The 14855-nt window shown below is 64.0% G+C and carries 10 protein-coding genes and 1 tRNA gene; 3 read left to right on the plus strand and 8 right to left on the minus strand.

The annotated features are described in order from the left end of the window. Positions 1-46: 46 nt before the first annotated feature. The 3 genes from ACK4SV_RS14595 to petA are packed head-to-tail and all read right to left on the minus strand — an operon-like array spanning position 47 to position 3083. Positions 47-1009 carry a cytochrome c1 gene (locus tag ACK4SV_RS14595; RefSeq protein ID WP_409918579.1) on the minus strand — a complete coding sequence of 321 codons (963 nt, stop codon included), beginning with the start codon at positions 1007-1009 and terminating at the stop codon, positions 47-49. A gap of 25 nt (positions 1010-1034) precedes the next feature. Beyond that, the gene (locus tag ACK4SV_RS14600) at positions 1035-2495 is read right to left on the minus strand and encodes a cytochrome b (RefSeq protein ID WP_409918580.1); all 1461 of its coding nucleotides are present in this window, start codon (positions 2493-2495) and stop codon (positions 1035-1037) included. A 15-nt stretch (positions 2496-2510) separates the two neighbouring features. Further along, positions 2511-3083: a ubiquinol-cytochrome c reductase iron-sulfur subunit gene (gene petA, locus ACK4SV_RS14605; protein ID WP_409918581.1), complete on the minus strand. Its 573-nt coding sequence runs from the start codon at positions 3081-3083 to the stop codon at positions 2511-2513. A gap of 201 nt (positions 3084-3284) precedes the next feature. Between petA and hemF the strand changes: the two genes are divergently transcribed. Continuing rightward, positions 3285-4181 (plus strand): oxygen-dependent coproporphyrinogen oxidase, encoded by an 897-nt coding sequence (gene hemF, locus ACK4SV_RS14610; protein ID WP_409918582.1) that lies wholly within the window; start codon positions 3285-3287, stop codon positions 4179-4181. Positions 4182-4270: 89 nt separating this feature from the next. Here hemF and ACK4SV_RS14615 read toward each other — a convergent pair whose 3' ends face one another. From ACK4SV_RS14615 to ACK4SV_RS14635, 5 genes are all read right to left on the minus strand, one after another. Continuing rightward, entirely contained in the window at positions 4271-5749 is a 1479-nt protein-coding gene (locus tag ACK4SV_RS14615) for a flavin-containing monooxygenase (protein WP_409918583.1), read from the minus strand. Positions 5750-5833: 84 nt separating this feature from the next. Continuing rightward, positions 5834-6841, minus strand: a complete 1008-nt coding sequence (locus ACK4SV_RS14620; RefSeq protein ID WP_409918584.1) for an META domain-containing protein — start codon at positions 6839-6841, stop codon at positions 5834-5836. A 139-nt stretch (positions 6842-6980) separates the two neighbouring features. After that, positions 6981-7056 (minus strand) — tRNA-Val (locus tag ACK4SV_RS14625). Between the two features lie 114 nt (positions 7057-7170). Continuing rightward, positions 7171-9588 (minus strand): endopeptidase La, encoded by a 2418-nt coding sequence (lon, locus tag ACK4SV_RS14630; protein WP_409918585.1) that lies wholly within the window; start codon positions 9586-9588, stop codon positions 7171-7173. Positions 9589-9787: 199 nt separating this feature from the next. Beyond that, positions 9788-10294 carry a CbrC family protein gene (locus ACK4SV_RS14635; protein WP_409918586.1) on the minus strand — a complete coding sequence of 169 codons (507 nt, stop codon included), beginning with the start codon at positions 10292-10294 and terminating at the stop codon, positions 9788-9790. 199 nt (positions 10295-10493) lie between these two features. Here ACK4SV_RS14635 and parE point away from each other — a divergent pair, with 199 nt between their 5' ends. Then, entirely contained in the window at positions 10494-12494 is a 2001-nt protein-coding gene (gene parE / locus ACK4SV_RS14640) for a DNA topoisomerase IV subunit B (protein WP_409918587.1), read from the plus strand. A 306-nt stretch (positions 12495-12800) separates the two neighbouring features. Continuing rightward, on the plus strand, positions 12801-14855 hold a 2055-nt coding region (locus ACK4SV_RS14645; RefSeq protein ID WP_409918588.1), incomplete at its 3' end, for a TIR domain-containing protein.

Genomic DNA, 14855 nt, shown 5'->3' on the forward strand with positions numbered 1-14855 from the left:
TCGCCTGGCGGATGGTTGTTTTGGTCTTCAGGCTGTCAGCCAGAGCCTAGTGCTCCACTTTCCGCCAGATCCGCTTGTAGGAGAACCAAAGCAGGATCGAGAGGATCAGGAGGTAAATCATGGTGGCGAGGCCGACCTGTTTGCGGGCTTCCAGTTTCGGGTCGCCTGCCCAGGCGAGGAACTGGGCCACGTCATAGGCCATCTGCTTGGTCGTTGCCTCGATTCCGTCGGTATATTCGACGCGGCCGGGCGGCAGCTGCGGGCCCATGGCGAGGAAACCGCCGGGCGGCACATGACGCGGATCCGCCTCGTAATTGGCGGTGATGTCGCCCGGCATGTAGGGATTATAGAACTGGCCGGCGGGCTGCACGACATAAGCGGGGCCGTGGGCCGGGCGATAGTCGCCGAGCTTTTCGAACCGCGTCAGGTCGATGATCGTCTCGTAGATGGTCTCGCCATTCTCTTCCCGGATCCGGTCCTCATAGAGGTCGAAATCCGGATAGCCGAGCATCAGATTATAGACATAGCTCGCGCCGCCATGACGGGCCTTGGTGATCACCGACAGGTCCGGCGGCAGGGCCCCGCCATTGGCTGCGCGCGCAGCCGCATCGTTCGGGAAGGGCGACCGGAACCGGTCTGCCGGGGTTGCGGGGCGGAAATCGAACTCGCCGAATTCATTCGGTACCGGATCGAGGATTTCGTTTTCGGCCGCGAGTGCCCGGACATAGGGGTTATCATTGGCGTTGGGATAGGACGGGTCGTAGAACGGCCCGCCTTTCTCACCGAGGTTGCGGTAGCTGAGCAGCTCCATACCGTGGCAGCTGGAGCAGACCTGTTTGTAGACCTGGTAGCCGCGGGCCACGGAGGCCTGGTCGTACTGGCCAGTGATGCCTTCGAACGGCCAGCCGCCCTCAGGCGGATAGGCGTGCTTGGCGCCGCCGGCAGCATGGGCAAGGCCTGCAATGGCAAGGCCGGCGAGGCTGGCGGTCAGGATGCGGAACGTCTTCATGATCTCTTTTCCCCGGCGTTGGCGCTTATTCGGCCGGCACAGCGGCGCCGGAGGCGGCGGGCTGCTTCTTCAGCACGGATTTATGGATCGACTCCGGCGGCTGCTTCGGCTTCTCGGTCAGCCCGATGAAGAACAGGGCCGCAAAGTAGCCGAAGTAGAGGAAGGTCAGCAGCAGCGAGAAGTGACGGAACAGGAAACCGGGCGCCGGCTGTACGCCGAGGCTCGCATTGGCTTCCGCCGGCAGCGACGCCATGAAGGCCTGAGCCGCTTCGAACGCTTCCTGGCCACCGCGATAGGTACTCGTCGCAAGGGCGCCATCGGCCGTGTAGGAAACCACGAGGCTGGGCTGACCCTGCAGGGCCGGGATCACCGGATCGTCCGGGTTTGCCGCACCGCACCAGCCGAGCAGCAGGCAGACCGCGACAAATCCGAAGAAGAACTGACGGGCCACCGGGCGATAGCGCATGGACTTCACGCTGGAGGTGTCCAGCCAGGGCAGGACGAACAGCACCGCGATCGAGGCGAACATGAAGATCACGCCGAGCAGTTTTGCGTCAATCGGGCCAAGATCGAAGGTGATGGCGCGCAAGATCGCGTAGAAGGGCAAGAGGTACCATTCCGGCACGATATGAGCAGGCGTCACCAGCGGGTCAGCCTGGATGTAGTTGTCGGCATGGCCCAGCACATCCGGCGCATAGAACACGAAGGCAGCGAACAGCAGCAGGAACACCACGATCGCGAAGGCGTCCTTCACCGTGTAGTACGGGTGGAAGGGCACGGTGTCCTTCTCCACGTCCTGCACTTCAACGCCGGTCGGATTGTTGTTGCCCGGGACGTGCAGCGCCCAGATGTGCAGGATCACGACGCCGGCAATCATGAACGGCAGGAGGTAGTGCAGCGAGAAGAAGCGCTGGAGCGTCTGGTTGCCGAGCGAGGGACCGCCGAGGATCCAGGTCTGCAGGCTGTCGCCGATCAGCGGGATCGCGCCGAACAGGCCGGTGATCACGTTGGCGCCGTGATAGGACATCTGGCCCCAGGGCAGCATGTAGCCAAGGAAGGCGGTCGCCATCATCAGGAGGTAGATGACGCAGCCAAGGATCCACAGCACTTCGCGCGGCGCCTTGTAGGAGCCGTAATAGAGCCCGCGGAACATGTGAATGTAGACGGCGAGGAAGAACATCGACGCGCCGTTGGAGTGAATATAGCGCAGGAGCCAGCCGAACGGCACATCCCGCATAATCCGCTCAACCGAGGCAAATGCCCCGTCAACGCTGGGCTCATAGTGCATGGCGAGGATGACGCCGGTGATGATCTGGATGGCAAGGCAAACGGCCAAGATGCCACCGAACACATACCAGTAGTTCAGGTTCTTGGGCGTCGGGAAGCTGATCGCCGTATCATGCGCGAACCGGATGATCGGCAGGCGGGTGTCAAGCCAGCGCTCGAAGGCCGAATTCGGCTTATAGGTGGATTCATGTCCGCTCATCTAAAGGCGTCCTTCTCAGAGGGAGATGTTGATGACCGAGTCAGAGACCCAGCGGTAGTTGGGGACGGGCAGGTTCGACGGCGCGGGACCTTTGCGGATCCGGCCCGACGTGTCGTAGTGCGAGCCATGGCAGGGGCAGTACCAGCCGCCAAAATCGCCGGTGTTGCCCTGGGCCGGGCCGACGGGCACGCAGCCAAGGTGGGTACAGGCGCCCGACGTCACGAGGATGGAGGGAACGAGCGTGCCATCGGCTTTCGGGCGGAGGCGCTCGGCATCGGTTTCCGGGTCCGGCAGGAGCGCCATGTTGACCGATTCTGCCGCAGAAATCTCCGCCGCCGTGCGGTGGCGCACGAAGAAGGGCTTGCCGCCGATCAGGATGCGGATTTCCCCGCCGAGCGGCACTTTCGACACATCCACATCCAGCGAGGACGCTGCGCGGGTGTCAGCGGCCGGGTTCCACTGGTCCACAAGGGCCCAGGCGAACAAGGCGCCGCCGCCTGCTGCAAATGCACCGGTTGCGATGTGGATGAAGTTGCGGCGGTCATCATCGACCGTCTCGTCCAGAGGCTTGGCGGTTTCTGTCGTCACGTGTCTGTCCGTCCCTGAAAAGGCGTAATTCCCGCCGTCTTTACTAAAGGTGCGCCAGCCGCACATTGCGGCAAGTGGGCGCGGGCGCGGCATTTCTGCGCGGCTCACCCCCTCTTATAGCGGCAAGGCGTTAGCGCCGTTCCCTTTCTGTGACAACTGGGGACTTGCGAGACAAACCGGCGCGGCGCAACACTGGCGCTCATGACCACAGAAACAGAGACAGGCGTCATCGAACGCCGGAAATCCGCCGCCAGCAGCTGGTTCAAATCGCTCCAGGCCGACATCATCGCGCGTTTCGAGGCGATCGAGGACGAAGCCTGCCCCCCGCTCTACCGGGGACCTGCCGGACGTTTCGAACTGAAAGAGTGGAAACGCGGCGATGGCAGGGAAGACCTTGGCGGCGGCCGGATGGGCCTGATGCGGGGCCGGGTGTTTGAAAAAGTAGGGGTCCATTTCTCCGAAGTGTTCGGCACCTTCTCCGAAGCCTTCGCGGCGCAGATCCCCGGGGCGGACAAGTCCGGCGGACGGTTCTGGGCCAGCGGGGTCTCGCTGATTGCCCATCCGCTGAACCCGCGCGTTCCGGCGGCGCACATGAATACGCGGATGCTGGTGACGAGCGAGGCGTGGTTTGGCGGCGGCGGGGACCTCAATCCCCTGCTCGGCTACCAGAGAAACCAGGACTTCCCGGATACGGTCGACTTCCATGCCGCAATGAAGGCGGCGTGCGACACCCATCCCGGCGCCGATTACGCGCACATGAAAGCGTACTGCGACACCTACTTCCACCTGGCGCACCGCGACGAACCGCGCGGCACCGGCGGCATCTTCTATGACCGGTTCAATACCGGCGACTGGGACAAGGATTTCGCCTTCACCCAGGAAGTCGGCCGGCAGTTCGCAGGCATCTATCCCGCCCTCGTCAAGCGCCGCATGATCGAGCCGTGGAGCGAGGCCGAACGCGAAGCGCAGCTGGTCCAGCGCGGGCGCTATGTCGAATACAACCTGCTCTATGACCGGGGCACGACCTTCGGCCTGAAGACCGGCGGCAATATCGAGAGCATCCTCTCATCCATGCCGCCCGTGGTGAAGTGGCCCTGAGGGCCACCTAGAATATCGGGCTGATCCTTTGAATTGTCGCGGCGTTTTCCCGAAAACCGGTTCCCACTTTTCGGAACGCCGCTTTAGCCTCACCGCCCGATGATCTCGAAATCCGTCCAGTCCGGTGCGGCGGTTTCCTTCTTGTAATCGGTGGTCCTGCCATACCAGTTATTGGTGACCTTGCCGGCCTCGTTCTTGTACCAGCTCTGGCAGTCCGACGCCCAGACAGTCTTGGCGATCTCGCTCTGGACGCGCTGGTTGTAGGCGGTCATGGCCGAGGGGGTCACGTCGATGGCCGCAACCTTCGCCTCGGCGATCTTGCCGACGCATTGGAGGACGTAATTGATCTGGTGCTCGACCATCAGGATGATGGAGTTGTGGCCGAGATTGGTATTCGGCCCATAGAGCAGGAAGAAGTTCGGGAAGCCGGATACAGCGACGCCCTTGAAGGCCTCCGCGCCATCCTTCCAGGCCTGGTTGAGGCTGAGGCCATTGCGGCCCTGCACCTCCATCGGGGTCAGGAAGTCGGTCGATTTGAAGCCGGTCGCCCAGATGATCACATCGCAGGGATACTCTCTCCCGTCTTCGCCGATGACGCCGCCCTCTGTGACGCGGGTGATGCCCTGGCGGAGCACGTCGACATTCGGCTGGCAGAGGGCGGGATAATAGTCATCTGAAATCAGGATACGCTTGCAGCCCGGCTCGAAATCCGGCTGCAGCTTTGCCCGCAGGGCGGGGTCTTTCACCTGATCCTCCAGATGCTTCTGGCACATCTTCTTCATCGAGTTTGCAAGCCCCATCGGGGACTTCTGGAGGAACGCCCCGAAGCCGAAATCGGCAAAGGCCCGGATGCGCCAGCGATACCAGTTGATGCGCCAGTCCGCCCCGGCGAAGTATTTCTTCGCAGCGGCGTCATACTTGCGCTGCCCGCGCGGGCGGCACCAGGCGGGCGAGCGCTGGAAGCTCAGCATCCTGCCGACGACCTTCTGGATCTCCGGCACGAACTGCACGGCGCTCGGCCCATTGCCGATGACCGCGACCGTCTTGCCGCTGAGGTCAACCGAATGGTCCCAGCGCGCCGAATGGAAGGCTGCGCCCTTGAAGCTGCCGAGGCCCGGAAAGTCGGGCGTATACGGAATGTTCAGCTGGCCGAGCCCGGAAATGAGAACGTCAGCGGTGTATGCCTTTCCGGCGCGGTCCGTCAGCGTCCAGACGGAATCAGTATCGCTCCAGCGGCAATCGGTGATCTCGGTATTGAACCGGCAATGGCGGCGGACATCATACTTGTCGGCGAAGTCCTCGAAATATTTCAGGATCTGCGGCTGGAGGGACCATTTGTAATCCCAGTCCGGATTGAGCTCGAAGGAATAGGAATAAAGGTGGCTCGGCACATCGCAGCCGCAGCCGGGATAGGTGTTGTCCCGCCAGGTGCCGCCGACGCCGCCGGATTTCTCGAAGATGTCGATGGCGGAGTAGCCCGCCTGTTTGAGCTTCGCGGCCATGCCAAGCCCGCTCATGCCTGCGCCGAGAATGGCGATCTGCAATCCTTTTCCGGCACCCGGTTCCATGACGCTGCACTCCCCATGCTCATGCTTTGCTGCAGATTGGGGCCGGGCCGCCGGGCCGGTCAACAGGTGCCCGAAGGGCAAGGATCAGCGGCGGGCAACGATCCGGTGCTCGGCCCCGCCGGTGAGGACCAGTGCGCCTGTCTCGTCGATCGCCAGGTTGGTGATCGCCCCCAGCGTATCGAGGAACACGCGCTCCTGCGCCATGGCGGGATCGGCGCACGCCATCTGGGTCGACATCGCCGGGCCGAAGCTGATCCCCTCGCCGGTCAGGTCATAGCCCGCATTGTAGCGATTGCACCCTCCCGTGCCGGCAATGCGCTCGGCATTGCCATCAAAAGCCAGCGTGATCTTGGTTCCTTCGGCCAGCGCCCCCCCGTTCAGCTCGGCGACCTGCCATTCGTCCCCGGTGAGCAGCGAGACGGTCTCGCCGCCGCAGCCGCGCAGCGTGCGGCCAGAAAATTCGACCGTGACAGACGCCGGATACGGCATACCTGTCATGTTATCGCTGCACAGTTCAGTCATGGCGGTGACGGTCAAAGGCCCGCCATCCCAGCGCATTCCGCCCGGGATCGGCGCCGGGTGCGGCTCTGCAATCGAGAGGGTGCCCTGACCATAATCATAGGACAGCGTCATCGTCTCGCCGTCCATCGTCAGCAGCCAGCCCGGCTCATTGCCGCGCGCGCGCCAGAGCCCCGGCATCCGGGCAACCGGCGCCACTGCAACATGGTCCAGGTAACCGCCGGTGCGGACACAATCGGGATACTCGACCCCGGCGAGTGTCAGCAGGCCGCCCTCCCCTTTCGACCAGAAGGACGTTTCCGGCGTGCCGGCCCAGACATATTTTGCGCCAGAGGCCGTCTCGGTCTGCTCCAGCACATAGTCCCGCCCGTCGACGCGCAGGACGGTCTGTTCGTTGAGGACGCCGATGACGCCGGTCTTGCCGGAGCAGTTGAATTCGGAAGGGAACAGGAGCTGCGCTTCGCTCGCCGCCGCTGCCTCGGTCAGGGCTGTTGCAGGCGCCTCAGGGGGCATCGCGCAGGCGGCCAGGAACGCGGCTGCGCCGAGACCCGTCATCATCGTTCTTGCGGTCATGTCACCCTCCTTCGATTGTTCAGCCCTGCCTGTCCCGGCAGGTGTGATTCCCTCCTTATACCTCGCGGCAAGGCAAACCTGCGTCAAGCAAGCGACAGAACTGCGGCGATGTCAGGCGAAGGGAGGACAGGAAGGAGAATGGTGGGCGGTAACGGGTTCGAACCGCTGACCCTCTCGGTGTAAGCGAGATGCTCTACCAGCTGAGCTAACCGCCCTTCCGGCGCTTCTTTGCCGGGACGCAGGCGCGAATGCAAGGGCGCGCCGCCGCAGAAAGAGAAAAGCCCCCTCGCGGGAGGGGGCTTTCCGGAAATGGCTACGTTTGCCGGCGTTCAGTGTGCGCGGACCGAGCCCGGCTCTTCCGGCGGACGGCCGCGGCCGGAGAGGCTTGCCTGCAAGGCCGCCTCATCGGCTTCTGACCACTCGATCGGCTCCAGCGGCCCGGTCAGTGCGAGCTTCAGAACCTCGCTGATGTCCGAGACAGGAACGATCTTGAGCCCGGTCTTCACATTGTCCGGGATCTCGTCGAGATCCTTCTCGTTCTCGGCCGGGATCAGCACCGTCTTGATGCCCGCGCGCAGGGCCGCGAGGAGTTTCTCCTTCAGGCCGCCGATGGGCAGCACCCGGCCGCGCAGCGACACCTCGCCCGTCATCGCGACCTCGCGATTGACCGGCACACCGGTCAGCAGCGAGACGATGGCGGTGGTCATCGCGATCCCCGCCGAAGGCCCATCCTTGGGCGTTGCGCCGTCCGGCACGTGGACGTGAATGTCCGTCGTGTTGAAGACGGTCGGCCGGATGCCCATGGCGACGGAGCGCGACTGGACGAGCGAGCTTGCCGCCTGGATCGACTCCTTCATGACATCGCGCAAATTGCCCGTGACGCGCATATTGCCCCGGCCCGGCATCTTGACCGCCTCGATGGTGAGCAGGTCACCGCCGACTTCAGTCCAGGCAAGGCCGGTGACGGCGCCGACCTGATCGGTGTCGTCGGCGAGGCCGTAGCGATATTTGCGCACGCCGGCATATTCGGCGAGGTTTTCGCGGCCGATGGTCAGCGTGCCGACTTCCTCGGCGGCGAGCACACGCACCGCCTTGCGGGCGAGGCGCGCGATCTCGCGCTTCAGGCTGCGCACCCCGGCTTCGCGGGTATAGTAGCGGATGAGATCGCGGATGGCGTCGTCGGTGACGATCCATTCGCCTTCTTTCAGCCCGTGATCCTCACGCACCTGCGGAACGAGGTGGCGCTTGGTGATCTCGAGCTTCTCATCCTCCGTATACCCCGCAATCCGGATGATCTCCATACGGTCCAGAAGCGGCTGGGGCATATTGAGCGAGTTCGCTGTCGTCACGAACATCACATCGGAGAGGTCGTAATCGACTTCGAGATAGTGGTCGTTGAACGTCGCGTTCTGCTCAGGGTCCAGCACTTCAAGCAGGGCCGAGGCCGGGTCGCCCCGGTGGTCCATGCCCATCTTGTCGATCTCGTCGAGCAGGAAGAGCGGATTGCCGGATTTGACCTTCTTGAGGCTCTGGATCACCCGGCCCGGCATGGAGCCGATATAGGTGCGCCGGTGCCCCCGGATCTCGCTCTCGTCACGCACGCCGCCGAGCGACACGCGCACGAAATCGCGCCCCGTGGCTTCAGCGATAGAACGGCCGAGCGAAGTCTTGCCGACGCCGGGCGGGCCGACGAGGCAGAGGATCGGGCCTTTCAGGCGGCCGGTACGTTTCTGAACGGCGAGGTATTCAAGGATGCGCTCCTTGACCTTGTCGAGGCCGTAATGGTCGTCATCGAGCTGCGTCTCCGCTTTTACCAGATCCGTCTCGATATCCTTGCGCTTGCCCCAGGGCAGCGAGAGGAGCCAGTCGAGATAGTTGCGCACGACCGTGGATTCGGCCGACATCGGCGACATCTGGCGCAGTTTCTTGAGCTCGGCTTCCGCCTTGCCGCGGGCTTCCTGGCTGAGGGGCGTGTCGGCGATCTTCTGTTCGAGTTCAGCCAGCTCATCGCGCTCGCCGCCCTCGCCCTGCTCGCCCAGCTCGCGCTGGATCGCCTTCATCTGCTCGTTCAGGTAATACTCGCGCTGCGTCTTCTCCATCTGGCGCTTGACGCGGTTTTTGATCTTCCGCTCCATCTGGAGCATGCCCATCTCGCCCTCCATGAGGGCGAAGACGCGCTCCAACCGGTCCTTCACGTCCGGCATCTCCAGCAGTTCCTGCTTCTCGGAGAGCTTCACCGACAGGTTCGAGGCGACATGGTCAGCGAGCTTCCCGGGGTCGGTCAGCTGGCCGATCGTGGTGACGGCTTCGGGCGGGATCTTGCGGTTGAGCTTCACATAGCTCTCGAACTGCTCCTGCACGGCGCGCATCAGGGCTTCGATGTCAGCGCCGGAGGACTTGGCCTCGGGGATCAGGTAAACTTCGGCTTCGAAATACTCGACGCGGTCATGCAGCTCGACCAGGCGCGCACGGGCGCGGCCTTCGACGAGGACCTTCACCGTGCCGTCGGGCAGTTTCAGGAGCTGGAGGATGGTCGCCAGCGTGCCGGTCGTGTGCATGTCGCCCGCATCGGGATTGTCGATGGCGGCGTCGCGCTGGGCGACCAGCATGATCTCGTTCTCGGTCTCCTCGATCATCTCGAGGGCGCGAACGGACTTGTCGCGGCCGACGAAGAGCGGGGCGACCATGTCAGGAAAAACAACGATGTCCCGAAGCGGCAACACCGGTACGGTTCTGGTCCTTGGCATCTTCAGAGTGCCTCCTTGGTGATTCGGGTCCCGCTCAGCGGCAACCCTGACATAGTTTGCGCCGCCAATTCAGGCATTTATCGGGCGGCCTGCCAGATGTGGAAACATCAGCTTAACGCTTCAAGCGACGCGCTGCGCAACAATTCTGTGAATATTTCTGATGGCTGACGCGCGCGCCAAGCGCGATACCGTCGATACATCAATCGAGGTCCATCACAGCCACAAAGGCTCCTGTCCGGAGTGACCTGAACACCAGTGCATACGGGCTCGGCCCATCCCCATGATCCCAGCCGGCTTCATTAAACATCGCGTTGATCGCGGCTTGTACCGCGGGATCCTTCCAGACCGCCGGGTCATCGCCATGGCCGATGAAGGCGAGGGGTTCACCATCCACCACTGGCCACTCAAAAGGATTGTAAGTGTCGAACCCCGGCGTCCGCTGCAGCACTTCCTGCACAAGCTTCGCGCTGGCACCGGCAATATCCGCATCATGCAACTGGCCAAACTGCCCAGGGGCAAACGCTTCGATCCGCCCCGTCGCGATACAACGCGCGCACACGGGGTCGGGTTTCCGGGCCAGGTAGATCGAGCCCGTGTATCGCCAGACGCAAGGGGCCTCGCAGATCACACAAACGGCATCGCTCGGCTCGAACACCCGATCATAGGCGCCCGGATGGAACCTGAAAAATGGCCGGTTTTCGAGCATCCTGCACCCTGCTGGATCCCTGACTCTGCACGATCTTCCAGGGCTGGACTAGCCCCTTGCCCGCCGCCTCGAACCCCGCCAGAAACCGGCGTCTGGCAGAAGGCCGAAGGTTAACGCCCCATTAGGGGCTCCGGCCGCATCTGTTCAGGCAGTGACCGCCGGCCGCGCCGGCCCATCAGACCGACGGAGACAAGGCCCCATGTCCTCAGCGCGGCAGATCAAGCAGGACGACCTGCTGGCAGCCTCCTCGGGCTATTCCGCCAAGGATATCGAGGTCCTCGAAGGCCTTGAGCCCGTCCGCAAGCGACCCGGGATGTATATCGGCGGCACCGACGAACGCGCCTGGCACCACCTGTTCGCCGAAGTGCTCGACAACTCGATGGACGAGGCCGTCGCGGGTCATGCAAACCGCATCGAGATTCGCCTCGACACCGACGGCTTCATCACCGTCACCGATAACGGGCGCGGCATCCCGGTGGACCCCCACCCGAAATTCCCCAAAAAATCAGCGCTCGAAGTCATCATGACGACGCTGCACTCCGGCGGGAAATTCTCGGACAAGGCCTATTCGACCGCCGGCGGCCTGCACGGGGTGGGCATCTCGGTGGTCAACGCGCTGTCCGAGAAGGTCGAAGTGGAGGTTGCGCGCGACCGGACGCTTTACCGGCAGGTGTTCTCGCGCGGCGCGCCGCTCGGCAAGCTCGAGAAAGTCGGCGCAGCGCCCAACCGGCGCGGCACATCGGTCAAGTTCAAGCCGGACGCCCAGATCTTTGGCGACAAGCTGCGCTGGCGCCCGGCGCGGGTGTTCCAGATGGCGCGCTCGAAGGCCTATCTCTATCGCGGCGTTGAAGTGCGCTGGTCGTGCGATCCCGAGCTTTTGCCTGAAGATTCGAAGGTGCCTGCCGACGCAGTGCTCACCTATCCCAACGGCCTTGCCGACCAGCTGTCGGAAGTGTTCGGCGACAAGGGCACGATCACCGAGACCCCGTTCACCGGCCTCGTCGACATGGGCGAGGAAGGCAAGGTCGAATGGGCGATTGCCTGGACACAGGCCGGCTTTGGTGAGGCGGACGGCTTCGCCCGCTCCTACTGCAACACCATCCCGACCCCGGAAGGCGGCACGCATGAAGCGGGCTTCCGCTCCGCCATCACCAAGGGCATCCGCAATTTCGGTGAGCTGACCGGCAACAAGAAAGCCTCCGAAGTCACCGCCGAGGATGTGATGGGCCATGCGGGCCTCCTCCTCTCCGTGTTCATCCGGGGGCCTGAATTCGTTGGCCAGACCAAGGACAAGCTGTCCTCCACCCACGCCTTCCGCCTGGTGGAAACAGCCGTGCGCGACCATTTCGATCACTGGCTGGCGGCGAGCCCGAAGGAAGCGAACAAGCTGCTCAGCTGGGCCATCGACCGCGCCGATGAACGCGCCCGCCGCCGCAAGGCTAAGGAAGTCTCACGCAAGTCGGCCACCAAGAAGCTGCGTCTGCCCGGCAAGCTGGCCGACTGTTCGGCCAAGGGGCCGGAGGGCACCGAGCTGTTCCTCGTCGAGGGCGACTCGGCCGGCGGCAGCGCCAAGCAGGCCCGCGACCGGGAGACCCAGGCCATCCTGCCCCTGCGCGGCAAGATCCTGAACGTCGAGAGCGCCTCCGACGACAAGCTGATGGGCAACCAGGAGCTCGCGGACCTGTCGCTGGCCCTCGGCACGGACCTTGGCCGCAAGTTCAACATCGATGACCTGCGCTATGAGCGCGTCATCATCATGACCGACGCCGATGTCGACGGCGCCCACATCGCTGCGCTCTTGATCACCTTCTTCTACCGGCTGACACCCGGCCTGATCGAGGCGGGCCGGCTGTTCCTCGCCATGCCGCCGCTCTACAAGCTCTCCAACAAGGGCAACATCCATTATGCGATGGACGACGCTCACCGGGCTGAGATCGTGAAACAACACTTCAAGGGCAACCAGAAGGTTGATGTCACGCGCTTCAAGGGCCTTGGCGAGATGAACCCGTCGCAACTGAAAGAGACCACCATGAACCCGGCCACGCGCACGCTGGCCCGGGTGACGCTGCCCGCCACGATGGACGAGCTGACGGAGATGCGCCCAGCCGAACTCATCAACACGCTGATGGGCAAGAAGGCCGAGCTGCGCTTCCGCTTCATCCAGGAGAACGCCGCGTTTGCGGGCGACCTGGATATCTAGGCAGAGATTGGTTCCCCCTCCGCCCCTACGGGGCACCTCCCCCGCAGGCGGGGGAGGATAAGGGGGCATCCGGGCGCAGCGCCATCCTCCCCTGCGAAGCGGGGGGGGTATAGTTATCTCCGGCTAAAAACAATCAAGCACCCGCCGACTTTGTTGGCATTCCCCTTCCTGGCCAGATTTTGGCAGCAGGCAGCAGGCAGCAGGCAGCGGCTTTGGCTGGCACAGGTCCGGCCATTTCTGCCTGAACTTGTGATCTGCAAAGGTTGCCGCTAGCGTTCCTTCGAACGGGACACGGGGGGGGGTGACGTGGATATCTTTATCAGCTATTCCAGCCGCTACTGGGAGGTGACGGCTGCGCTGGCGGAGGCCCTGCAAGCCGAAAGCCTTTCAGTCTGGTGGGATAAGGATCTTGACGCGTATGACACCTTCCGGGCGCAGATCGATGCAGCGCTCTCGGCAGCCCGGGTCGTGGTGGTCATCTGGTCAAATGGAGCCGCTGCGAGCGACTATGTGATTGCCGAAGCCCGGCAGGCGCTGACCAGCGGACGGCTCGTCAACCTGCTGGCACCGGGCTTCGACCCGAAGGACATCCCGAAGCCTTTCGGCGAGTACCAGGCCGAGAAGGTTGAGAACATTGACGCCGTGGTCCGGGCGATCCTGCGACGCTGGCGGGGTGAGCGTCCGGAGAAGCTGGATGCGGCTGCCTTTTATGAGCGGGCGACCGGCAAGCCGGCACTTTCCCCCAAGCAGGAGCCGCTATCGTCAGTCGCGCATGTAACCCCCGCTCTCCTGCTCAATGCGAGGCTGGCGCTGGCGCCTTATCTCGATGTGCATGGGCTGAGGCAGGGGTTTGCAGCCTGGGCGCAGGAGGGACGCCCGCTCAGGGGGCGGCTGGTGCATGGACCGGGCGGCCTCGGCAAGACCCGGTTGATGGCGGAAGTCTGCTCCGATCTCCGGCAGCAGGATTGGGCCGCCGGGTTTGTCGAGACCCCGCTTGCTCCAGATGAGGAGATGCACCGGCTTGCCATCGAAGCGCTGATCGACACTGACCGTCAGACCGGGCTGATGCTCGTGCTCGACTATGCCGAGCGCCGTCAGGAGGAGGCTGCGCGCTATGCCGGGCTGATGGCTAGGGCGGCTGCCAAACGCCCTGATCGAAAGCTGCGGCTTGTCCTTCTCGCCCGCTCGGCAGGCGAATGGTGGGACCGGGCGGTTGAGGAGAGCGCTGAATTGCAGGCCGGGTTCAGTGAGCTGGATACAGTTTTGCAGCTCACACCGTTTGAAGCGGCTTCTGAGCGCGAACACCTGTTCCTTGAAGCCACCGCCGGGTTCCGGCAGGCAATCAGCCGGATCCGGGCCGAGGCGCCGGATGCCTTTGCCGGGTGGGGTGATCTGAGCGAAAAGCCGATCCCGGAACAGATCAGGTCTGAGTTGTCTTCTGACGCCTATGCTCGTCCGCTGATGATTCAGATCGCCGCGCTGCTCAGTCTGCAGGGTGACACGCCGGAGGCCACCAGTGTTGCCGCCCTGCTTGACGGCATGCTGGGGCTTGAACGCAAATATTGGCGAACGGCGATCGGGGCAGCTTTCACCGAGCCCCGCAAGGCCGCCCTGAACCGGGGCAGCATCCAGACAACGCTGGCGGGCGGTGTGACCCGGCCGGAGGCCGAGGCGTTGTTGCTGGGGGATGCGTTTTTCGGGCGAAAGGCGCCTGCGGAGGCGGCCGAACCGCTCGCGGATCTCGGGCGTTTCTACGGGACGCAGGCCGGGGCGCTGATGGCGCTTGAGCCGGACCTTGTGGGCGAGCACCTGGCCGCCGCCGATGGCGATGAGCGGCTGGTGGATGCCTGTCTCGACTGGGCAGGCGAGGAGGAGCCCCGCCGCCGGATGATCCTGACGGTGCTCAACCGCGCGAGCCGGGGTGAACATGGGACCAAGGCTGCGCGGGCCCGCCGCCTGCTCGAACACGTCCTGCACACACGCGGCGCGGCGCTGGCGAAGGATCTCATCACCGTTGCGCTGGAAACACCGGGCGACCTGGCGGGCCTCATTGAGGGCGCGGCTACAACGCTCGATTTGGAAACATCGCAGGCACTCCATGGCCACTGCCCTGATCAAACGCTCAGGCTCGCGGACATGGCTTGTGTTCTGGCCGGCCGGCTTGTCGAGCTGGCAAGGCCACGGGCTGCAGCGGAAGATGAAGACGGCCTGTCCGACCTCGCGATGAGCCTCAACAATCTGGGCGCGAGGCTCTCCGAGCTGGGGCGGCGGGAAGACGCCCTCGCCGCTACGCAGGAGGCGGCCGACATCCGCCGTACCCTCGCGGCCGCCCGGCCCGATGCCTTCCTCCCGGACCTCGCG

Source organism: Hyphomonas sp., assembly GCF_046313735.1.
Taxonomy (GTDB): domain Bacteria; phylum Pseudomonadota; class Alphaproteobacteria; order Caulobacterales; family Hyphomonadaceae; genus Hyphomonas.

Excerpts from the sequence above, each read along its gene's own strand:
- ACK4SV_RS14620 (WP_409918584.1), bottom strand. The coding sequence starts at position 6,841 with ATGACCGCAAGAACGATGATGACGGGTCTCGGCGCAGCCGCGTTCCTG.
- ACK4SV_RS14600 (WP_409918580.1), bottom strand. The coding sequence starts at position 2,495 with ATGAGCGGACATGAATCCACCTATAAGCCGAATTCGGCCTTCGAGCGC.
- lon (WP_409918585.1), bottom strand. The coding sequence starts at position 9,588 with ATGCCAAGGACCAGAACCGTACCGGTGTTGCCGCTTCGGGACATCGTT.
- ACK4SV_RS14595 (WP_409918579.1), bottom strand. The coding sequence starts at position 1,009 with ATGAAGACGTTCCGCATCCTGACCGCCAGCCTCGCCGGCCTTGCCATT.
- ACK4SV_RS14635 (WP_409918586.1), bottom strand. The coding sequence starts at position 10,294 with ATGCTCGAAAACCGGCCATTTTTCAGGTTCCATCCGGGCGCCTATGAT.
- ACK4SV_RS14615 (WP_409918583.1), bottom strand. The coding sequence starts at position 5,749 with ATGGAACCGGGTGCCGGAAAAGGATTGCAGATCGCCATTCTCGGCGCA.
- parE (WP_409918587.1), top strand. The coding sequence starts at position 10,494 with ATGTCCTCAGCGCGGCAGATCAAGCAGGACGACCTGCTGGCAGCCTCC.
- hemF (WP_409918582.1), top strand. The coding sequence starts at position 3,285 with ATGACCACAGAAACAGAGACAGGCGTCATCGAACGCCGGAAATCCGCC.